This is a genomic window from Nitrosomonas sp. ANs5 (genome assembly GCF_050584665.1).
GTDB lineage: Bacteria > Pseudomonadota > Gammaproteobacteria > Burkholderiales > Nitrosomonadaceae > Nitrosomonas.
Window position 1 is genome coordinate 1 of the sequence record NZ_JBEUDO010000074.1, and the last position, 9,716, is coordinate 9,716.

At 57.8% G+C, this 9,716-nt stretch carries 6 protein-coding genes; all 6 read left to right on the forward strand.

What is annotated here, in order from left to right:
* Window positions 1–1,423, forward strand: a 1,423-nt coding sequence (locus ABTW62_RS12725) for an N-6 DNA methylase (protein WP_430904949.1), incomplete at its 5' end; no start/stop codon positions are given.
* Window positions 1,416–2,681, forward strand: a complete 1,266-nt coding sequence (locus tag ABTW62_RS12730) for a restriction endonuclease subunit S (protein WP_430904950.1) — start codon at window positions 1,416–1,418, stop codon at window positions 2,679–2,681. The genes ABTW62_RS12725 and ABTW62_RS12730, both read left to right, overlap by 8 nt.
* Window positions 2,674–4,230 carry a Fic family protein gene (locus ABTW62_RS12735; RefSeq protein WP_430904951.1) on the forward strand — a complete coding sequence of 519 codons (1,557 nt, stop codon included), beginning with the start codon at window positions 2,674–2,676 and terminating at the stop codon, window positions 4,228–4,230. The genes ABTW62_RS12730 and ABTW62_RS12735 overlap by 8 nt, the downstream gene beginning before the upstream one ends.
* Before the next feature lie 172 nt (window positions 4,231–4,402).
* Window positions 4,403–5,674, forward strand: a complete 1,272-nt coding sequence (locus tag ABTW62_RS12740) for an AAA family ATPase (RefSeq protein WP_430904952.1) — start codon at window positions 4,403–4,405, stop codon at window positions 5,672–5,674.
* A 229-nt stretch (window positions 5,675–5,903) separates the two neighbouring features.
* On the forward strand, window positions 5,904–9,179 hold the full coding sequence (locus tag ABTW62_RS12745) for a type I restriction endonuclease subunit R (protein WP_430904953.1): 3,276 nt from the start codon (window positions 5,904–5,906) through the stop codon (window positions 9,177–9,179).
* A partial coding sequence (locus ABTW62_RS12750; RefSeq protein WP_430904954.1) for a M48 family metallopeptidase occupies window positions 9,176–9,716 on the forward strand: 541 nt, incomplete at its 3' end. The genes ABTW62_RS12745 and ABTW62_RS12750, both read left to right, overlap by 4 nt.

Here is a 9,716-nt window from a genome sequence, read left to right on the forward strand (position 1 = left end):
TATCGAGCAGGGTTATCTGGAGGCGGTCATCGGCCTGCCCGGCAACCTGTTCTACGGCACCGGCATTCCTGCCTGCATTCTGGTACTGAACAAGGCCGGTGCAAGCCAACGCAACTCGGTATTGTTTATCAACGCCGATCGCGAATACCGTGAAGGCAAGGCGCAGAACCACCTGCGCCCGGAAGACCTCGACAAGATCATCTACGCCTACCGCCAGGGCCAGGAGATCCCGGCCTATGCGCGCCCGGTGCCGATCGGCGAACTGCGCAGCGAAGACTACAACTGCAACATCCGCCGCTATGTGGACAACGCCCCGCCACCCGAGCCCCACGACGTGCGCGCCCACCTGCACGGCGGTGTGCCACGGGCGGAAATTGCCAGTCTCAGCCGCTACTGGCACAAATACAGCGGCCTGCAAGACGCCTTGTTCCATCCCCGTCATTCCCGCGAAGGCGGGAATCCAGACACCAACTACCTGGATTTCGCCCCAACCCTCACGGACAAGCGCGACCTCGCCGCCCTGATCAACGCCCACCCCGGCGTGCTGGCCGCCCACCAGCAAGTGATGGACACGCTGCAAAGCTGGTGGCAACAAGCCCTGCCGGTGGTCGAAGCGCTGGCCCCGGAGGCGGCCAACCCGCAAGCGCGGCCCAACAATGTCTATGTGATGCGCAGCCAGTTGCTGAAAAGCATCGAAGCAGCCCTGGCCGGCAACGGCCTGCTGACCGCCTTTCAGGTGCGCGGTGCCTTTGCCACCTATATCGACAGCCTCAAGGCCGATTTCAAATCCATTGCCGCCAGCGGTTGGGGGCCGGAGCTGATTCCAGACGACGAGCTGCTGCAAAGCCAATTCCCGGAAGTGCTGGCCGCACAGGAACAGGCCCAGGCCCGGCTGGCCGAACTGCAAGCGCTGTTTGCTGCCGCCGATGACGAAGATTTTGAAGACAGCGATGACACTGGGGTAATGACTTCCGAACAAGTCAAGGACCTCAAGGCGCGTCTGAAAGACGCCAAGGGCCAAGCCAAACTGTGCAAGCGCGACCCGAATCTGGGTGATGCCGCCACATGGCAGCGGCAAGCCGAGCAACTGGAAGTGCAACTGGCGCGCCACAAGGCGCTGGAGGAGGAAGCCAAAACCCTGAAAAAAACCATCAAGACCATCGAACAGAGACGCGACCAACTGGCTGCCAGCGCCCGCGAAAAAATCAGCGTGGAGGAAGCGCGCGGCATCATCATCGAGCGCCTGCAACAGCAGTTGCTCAATATCTACCGCAGCTACCTGCGCGCAGAACAGCGCACCTGCATCCAGGCGGTGGAAAACCTCTGGAGCAAATACGCCGTCACCGCCCGCCAGATCGAAGCCGAACGCGACCAGGCGGCGCGGCAGTTGCAGGCGTTTTTGGTGGAGCTGGGGTATGAGTGAAATGCTTCTTTGCGAACTGGCAGAAATAAACCCACCGCTACAGAAAACTCCAGCAGACAACTCAGTTGTTGGATTTATTCCAATGAGTTCAGTGCGTGAAAAGGGCGGTGTTTATGAAATTCAGGAGGCTATTTTTTCTGAAGTCAAATCTGGCTTTACTCGTTTTCAGAATGAAGATGTTCTATTCGCGAAGATCACGCCGTGCATGGAGAACGGCAAGGGCGCACGAGTAACAAATTTGCCGTCAGGATGTGGATGTGGAAGCACAGAATTTCACGTACTTCGAGCCAGGCCGGACCATGATTCTGAATACATATATCAGTTAATGCAGTGGACTATGACCCGGATGAAAGCTGAGACATTTATGTCAGGCTCAGCAGGGCAGCAGCGAGTTCTTTCAGATTTCTTTTTTCGTTTTCGGGTTTTTGCCCCAAGTAAGCGAGCACAACAAAAAATCGCCCGCATTCTGCAAACCATCGACCGGGCCATCGAACAGACCGAGGCCCTGATCGACAAATATCAGCAGATCAAGGCCGGCCTGATGCACGACCTCTTTACCCGCGGCATCGGCCCCAACGGCCAACTGCGCCCACCCCGCGAACAGGCCCCGCACCGCTACCAGCAAACCCCTATCGGTTGGATTCCGAAGGAGTGGGAATGCTTGAAACTTGCAGATGTTTCCGAGGTTGATCGCGGTAAATTCACAGCCAGACCCAGAAATGACCCGCAATACTATAATGGAGACTATCCATTTATTCAGACAGGTGATGTCACTGCTCATCTGGGCCGGTCATTAAGTAAATATGGGCAAACTCTTAATGATAAGGGTCTGACGGTTAGCAAGTTGTTTCCGCAAGGGACTATCATGGTAACTATAGCCGCCAATATTGCGGATACATGCATTATTGCTATCCCAATGTGTGCCCCCGATAGTTTGGTCGGCGTAATTCCGAACAACCCTGAAGATACGCGATTCATTGAACGCTGCATAAATCGTAGGAAAGACTGGCTTTATGCAAGAGCTCCTCAGAGTGCGCAGAAAAATATAAACTTGGAAGATCTGAGGCCACTTCTGATTCCATGGCCAGAAAAATTAGAGCGCGACCAAGTGTCCCGCTGCTACGAGACGATTGATAGAAAGCTGAGCTCGCTTGAGCATGAACTTGATAAGACTCTTAAACAAAAATCCGGCCTGATGCACGACCTGCTCACCGGCAAAGTCTCCGTCACCCCCGACCCGGAGCCTGCCCATGGCTGACCACTTGCCCATCAACCTCGATGACCTGCTGCACCAGCGCCGGGTCGAGGGCGAGCGCATCGAATACAAGGCGGGCTGGAATCCCGATGCCATCATCCGCACCCTGTGCGCCTTTGCCAACGATTTTGAAAATCTGGGCGGCGGCTATGTGGTGATCGGGCAGGATTGCGATGCCAACGGCCAGCCACAGTTTCCGCCTGTGGGCCTGGCGGAAGAGCAGCTCGACAAGATTCAACAGGAACTGCTGGCCACCTGCCAGTTGATTCAGCCGCCCTATTTCCCCGCGCTGAGCATTGAACGCGTAGCGGGGCGCGCCCTGATGGTGTTGCAGGCGCCCGGCGGCATGAACCGCCCCTACAAGGCACCGGCATCGGTTACGGCAAAACACAAAACCTGGTGTTACTACATTCGCCGCTACAGCAGCACTGTGGAGGCCAAAGGCGACACCGAGCGGGAGCTGTTGAGTCTGACGGCCTCGGTGCCCTTTGATGATCGCTACGCCCAGCAGGCAAGCGTGGCGGATTTATCCAAACCCTTGATGCTGGAGTATCTGCGCGAAGTGGGTAGTGCGCTGGCCGAAGACGCCGGGAACCTTTCCGTCGAAGCATTGGGGCGGCAGATGAATGTGGCCGGCGGCCCGGCGGAGTCGCCCTGGCCGAAAAATATCGGCCTGCTGTTTTTCAACGAAACGCCGGAGCGCTTCTTCCCCTACACCCGCATCGAGGTGGTGTGGTTTCCCGAAGGCGCCGGTGGCGACCGCTTTGACGAGAAGATCTTCAGCGGCCCGCTGGCCCGCATGACCCGCGAGGCGCTGGGCTATATCCAGCGCAACTACCTGCACGAAACGGTGATCAAGCACCCCGACCGGGCCGAGGCCACGCGGGTGTGGAATTTTCCCTACGCCGCCATTGAGGAGGCGCTGGTCAATGCCGTGTATCACCGTGCCTACGAAGAGCGTGAACCGATTGAAGTGCGCATCAGCCGTGACGAGCTGGTGGTGTTGAGCGTGCCCGGCCCGGACCGCTCCATCCGGCTGGCCGATTTCGCCGCTGGCCAGGCGGTGAGCCGCCGCTACCGTAACCGCCGCATCGGCGAGTTTCTCAAGGAACTGGAGCTGACCGAAGGCCGCTCCACCGGCGTGCCCAAAATCCTCAAGGCCATGGCCGCCAACGGCTCGCCCGCCCCGCAGTTCGAAACCGACGACGACCGCCTGACCTGTGTGGTGAGGCTGCCGGTGCATCCGTTGGCGGAGATGCCGGTGACCGAACAAGTCACCCCCGAAGTTACCCAGCAAGTTACCCAGCAAGTCACCCAGCAAGTTATGCCCTTGTTGCAGGTGCTAGCGGGCGAGATGAGCCGAAGCGATCTGATGATGGCTATGGCATTACGCGACCGGGTGAACTTCAGCAGCCTGTATCTGATGCCGGCACTGGAAGCAGGCCTGATCGAAATGACTCTGCCGGACAAACCCCGCAGCAGCAAGCAGCGCTACCGGCTGACCCTGCTTGGCGAACGCTGCCTGCAGGCTTCGGGTGAAGGGAAGCGATAATGAGCGAATACACCGAAGTCGAACAATCCTTTTTAGAGTAATCATGGCGGCAGCATGTTATTTGTGCGCCAATTATGACTAATTTAGCCAAAAATTAAACAATAAATTGCTTAAAGATAATTCTTTTGCTAAATTCTGACGTTTATTGCCATTTTTGCCGCGAGAGGTTTTTATGCTCATTGAGCTGAGTGTGGCCAATTTCCGGTCCTTCCGTGAGATGCAAACCTTTACCCTGGCGAAAGGTAAGGGTGACGAGAGGGCGGCCAGCAACACCTTTATTGCCACTGCGGCCAGCAACATCGCGCTGCTGCGTTCGGCAGCCATTTATGGCCCCAATGCCAGCGGCAAGTCCAATCTGTTGCTGGCACTGCAAACCATGAGGCGAGTGGTGCTGGAATCGGCCATCAACCTGCAGCGGGGCGATAAGCTGCCCGTGACCCCGTTTCGGCTGAACCCGGAGACGCGCCAGCAACCCAGCGAATTTGAAGTCACCTTTCTGGTGGAGGGGGTGCGCTATCAGTATGGCTTTGCGGCCACGGCCGAGCGCATCCATGAGGAGTGGCTGCTGGCATACCCCAAGGGTCGGCCACAACGCTGGCTCGGTCGCGCCTGGAATCCAAACGATCAGCGCTACGACTGGGAGCTGGGCAATAATCTGACGGGCGAGAAACAACTCTGGCAAAAATCCACTCGCGATAATGCGCTGTTTTTATCGACGGCGGTACAGCTCAACAGCGAGCAGTTGCAACCAGTGTTTGACTGGTTTAAAAATACGCTGCGACTGGCCAATGTGGGGGGGTGGGGGCCTGAGTTTAGCGCATCATTGTGCGAAAGCAGTGACAAGGCGAAGATTATGGATTTTCTGCGCGCCGCTGATTTGCATATCGATGATATTCAGGTTGAGTCCAGACCATTTGATCCCGATGTGTTGCCGGCCGATATGCCGGAGCCGGTGCGCGAAGCCATTGCTGGCGACATGCGAGACAAAAAGATTCTCGACATTAAAACCGTTCATAAAAATGATGAGGGCAGCCCTGTTACTTTTGATTTTGGCGACGAATCCGACGGCACTCAAAAGCTGTTTGCCTTCGCTGGCCCGTGGATTGATTCATTGGCTAACGGCTATGTGCTGTTTATCGACGAGCTGCACGATAATCTGCATCCGCGCCTGGTGGAGTTTTTGGTGCAGTTGTTTCATAACCCGGAAACCAATCCCAACAATGCTCAGCTCGTCTTTACCACACATGAAACATCGATCCTGAACCAGGCGGTCTTCCGGCGTGATCAGATTTGGTTTTGTGAAAAGGACAAGTCTCAGGCCACGGTGCTGTATCCGTTAACGGATTTCAGCCCACGCAAGGGGCGTGAAAATCTGGAAGCGGCCTATCTTTCGGGTCGCTATGGCGCCTTGCCGTTTATTCGGGCACTCAAGCAGATTGGCTGATGGGTACGGATAACCTGTTTCACAAACGCAAGGCAAAAAGCGCGAAAGGGTTGCAGCGGCGTGCGGCGAGGCGTGATCCATATCGCTACGCGAGGCGCAGGCCAGCGGGACCGACAACCCGAGCACGCGCATCCATGAGCTGGTGAATTTTTTGCAGTCGATAAAATCGCCATGATGAATCAGAACAATACCTATCAAAACAAAACCCATAAAACTGGCGAGGCTGCATTTGTCTGAATACACCGAAGTCGAACAACCCTTCCTGCAGCAGCTCAAAGCGCTGGGCTGGGAGATTATCGACCAGGGCCAGGACATCCCCTCCGACCCGGCCCAAAGCCAGCGCGTCAGTTTCCGCCAGTGGCTGCTGCCGGAGGTTTTCAACCGTGCCGTTGCCGCACTGAATCCCAGTGCCGATTCTGGCAAGAACGGCGGCACCTGGCTGACAGCCAAGCAGTTGCAGGATTTGCAGGAGCAACTGCTGCGCCAGCCCAACCGCACGCTGCTGGAAGCCAACGAGGCAGCGCAGAAGCTGCTGTTCAAGGCGCAGGTGGATGTGAATGAAGAAACCAGCGAGCAGGACCCGGTGGTGCGGCTAATCGACTTCGACACGCCGGAAAACAATCACTTTCTTGCCATCAACCAGTTCCGCCTCGATACTCCCGGTGCTGTCCGGCAATTCATCATTCTCGACATTGTGCTGTTCGTGAACGGCATACCGCTGGCTGTGGTGGAGTGCAAAAAGGGCGGGCCAACCTGCGCCAACCCCATGGCCGAGGCCTTTGCCCAGTTGCAGCGCTACATGAACCGGCGCGAGGACACAGCCAGCCAGGGCTTGAAGGAAGGCGAGCCACGGCTGTTTCACAGTAATTTATTGTTAATCCGTTCCAGCGGTGTGGAAGCCGACTACGGCACCATTACTTCCGGTGAGGAGCACTTCTACCCTTGGAAGACGCAATGGCCCGAAGACGACAGTGTGGCCGAGGGCATGAACGCCCAGCAGCGGCTGGTCAACGGCATGCTCAACAAGGCCAGCCTGCTGCTGATGTTGCGCACCTGCTCGGTGTTTATGGACACCGACGGCGGGCCACGCATCAAAGTGGTGTGCCGCTACCAGCAGTTCCGCGCCGCCGGCAAGATTCTCCAGCGGTTGCGCGAGGGCAGAACCGCCGCGGAAAAAAGCGGCGTGGTGTGGCACACCCAGGGTTCGGGAAAAAGCCTGACCATGGTGTTTGTGGCGCGCATGCTGCGCGCATCAAAGGATCTGCACGACTACAAGCTGGTACTGATCAACGACCGCACCGATCTGGAACAGCAGCTGGCTGAAACCGCCACCCTGATCGGCGGTCGGGTGAATGTGATTGACAGCCGTGCGGCACTGCGCCGTGATCTGGCCACCGATCAGTCCGACATCAATATGGTGATGGCGCACAAGTTCCAGATTGCCGACCAGAGCCTGCCGTTATCGGTGGCCGAGGCGCTGGGTACCTACCGGGCGATTCCAGGTAAGGAAACCTTTGGTATGGTCAACGCTTCGGATCGCATTGTACTGATGATCGACGAGGCCCATCGCACCCAGAGCTCGGAGCTGGGCGAAAACATTTTTGAAGCCTTTCCCAACGCCGCGCGCATCGCCTTTACCGGCACACCACTGATTACCGAGCGCCATGGTGAAAAGCGCACCGTCAAACGCTTTGGCGAGTACATCGACCAGTACAAGCTGATGGACGCGGTGGAAGACGGCACCACCCTGCAGATTCTTTACGAGGGCCGCACTTCGGACGCGGCGCTGAACGAGAAGCATGCCTTTGAGACCAAGTTCGAAAACCTGTTCCGGGATCGCAGCGAGGAAGAGCTGCTGGCGATCAAGAAAAAATACGGTGCCACCGGCGATATTCTCGAAGCCGAGCAGCGCATCGAGGCCATAGCCAGGGATCTGGTCGCCCACTATCTAGCGCATATCTTTCCCAATGGTTTCAAGGCCCAGGTGGTGTGCCATTCCAAACTGGCTGCAGTGCGCTACCAGAAGGCGATTCATCAGGCGCTGGCTGATACCGCTGCTGCCCTACACGCTGAACCCGCGCCGGATGCCGAAAAAATCCGCCAGATAGAAATGCTCAAAGCGGCAGTGGTGATTTCCGCTGACGGCACCAACGAAGCCGCGTACATTACCGAGGCGCGCAAACAGGCGCGCGCCTGGAATGCGGTGGAGAACTTCTGCAAGCCCTTCGCCTTCGACGACCCGGACCAACCGTACAACGCCATCGCCTTTCTGGTGGTGTGCGACATGCTGCTGACCGGCTTCGATGCGCCGATCGAACAGGTGATGTACCTGGACAAGAAAATCCGCGAGCACACCCTGCTGCAGGCCATCGCCCGCACCAACCGGGTGAAGAAAGGCAAGCAGCGCGGCTATGTGGTGGACTATGTCGGCCTGACCCACCGTCTGACTGAGGCGTTGACCCTGTACGCCGCCACCGACGAACAGCAGGAACTGGCCAGCGGCCTGAAAAACATCACCTCCGAGGTACCGGTTTTGCAGGAGCGCTACCAGCGCCTGCTGCAACTGTTTGCCGAGCACAGGGTGGCCGGGCTGCGCGACTTTGTCGAAGGCAAACTGGCCAGCGTGGAAGACGAAGCCGCAGTGGTGCATGCGGCGGTGAAACTGCTCAAGGACGAAAAACAGCGCGCCGACTTCGATGTGTACTTGAAGAAGTTTCTCGCCAGCCTGGATATTATTTTGCCCCACGCCGCCGGCCAGCCCTACCGGGTGCCGGCCAAGCGGTTGGGTTATATCCAGCGTGTGGCGAAAGAGCGCTACAAGGACGACACGCTGAACCTGGGCGACGCCGGGCAGAAGGTGCGTGATCTGATCAACGAGCATCTGATCAGCCTTGGCATCAACCCCAAGGTGCCGCCGGTGGAGCTGCTTTCTGCCGATTTTATCGAGCAGCTCAACCAGCATGCCGGTGGCAATGCCGAGGCCAAGGCCAGCGAAATGGAGCATGCCATTCGCAAGCACTGCACCGTGCATCATGACGAAGATCCGGCCTTTTACAAAAGCCTGTCGGAAAAAGTGGAACAGTTGATCGACCGCTATCAGGACGAGTGGGAACAACTGGCCGAGGAACTGGAAAAGCTGCGCAAGGTGGCCGCCGCAGGGCGCCAGCAGGGCAAAGCCGGCATGAGCCGCGAAGCCACCACCTTCTACGAGCATATCGCCAACGAAGCCTTTGGTGGCGAAGTGCCCGCCAGCGCCCGGGGCACAATGCGTGCATTGATGGAAGCCATTGTGGACATCCTGCAACGGAGCATCGGCAGCATCGACTTCTGGCACAACGCCGACAAACAGAAGCGCACCCGCAGCGAGATCAAGACAGCGTTGACGCTGACCGGCATTGACGAGCTGAGAACGCATCGTGAACGCATCGCCGTGGAGATCATGCGGCTGGCCAGGAATCGCCACGACGCCTTGCTGCAAGGAGCTGTCGGGGAGCAGCAGCCATGAACGCCCGCCGTGTACGCGACATCGAATACCACCTGCTGCCTGGTAGCCAGCGCAGCACCACCGACATCGTCATCGAACGCAATGGCAAGATAGTGGTGCGCCCGCCGGCCGGCTTCACCCCGGAACAGGTGGATGCGCTGGTGGAGAGCAAACGCATATGGATCTATCGCAACCTGGCCGAATGGAAAGACCTGAACGCTGCCGCCGTGGCGCGTGAGTGGGTCAACGGCGAAACCTTTCTGTATCTGGGCGGCGCCTATCGTTTGGTGCTGGTCAATGGGCAGGACAAGGCACTGCTGCTAAAAGATGGCCGCTTCTGCCTCAGCCGTGAACTGATCGAACAGGGCGGCACAGACATGGCCCGCAAGGCTTTTGAGCAGTTCTATACCGACAAGGGGCAGCAGCGTTTTGCCGAGCATGTGGCGTTCTATGCGCCCAGAGTGGGCGTGAGCGTTGCCGGCATCAAGGTCAAGGACATGGGCTACCGCTGGGCCAGTTGCGGCAGGTGCGGCGTACTCAATTTCCACTGGAAGTGCA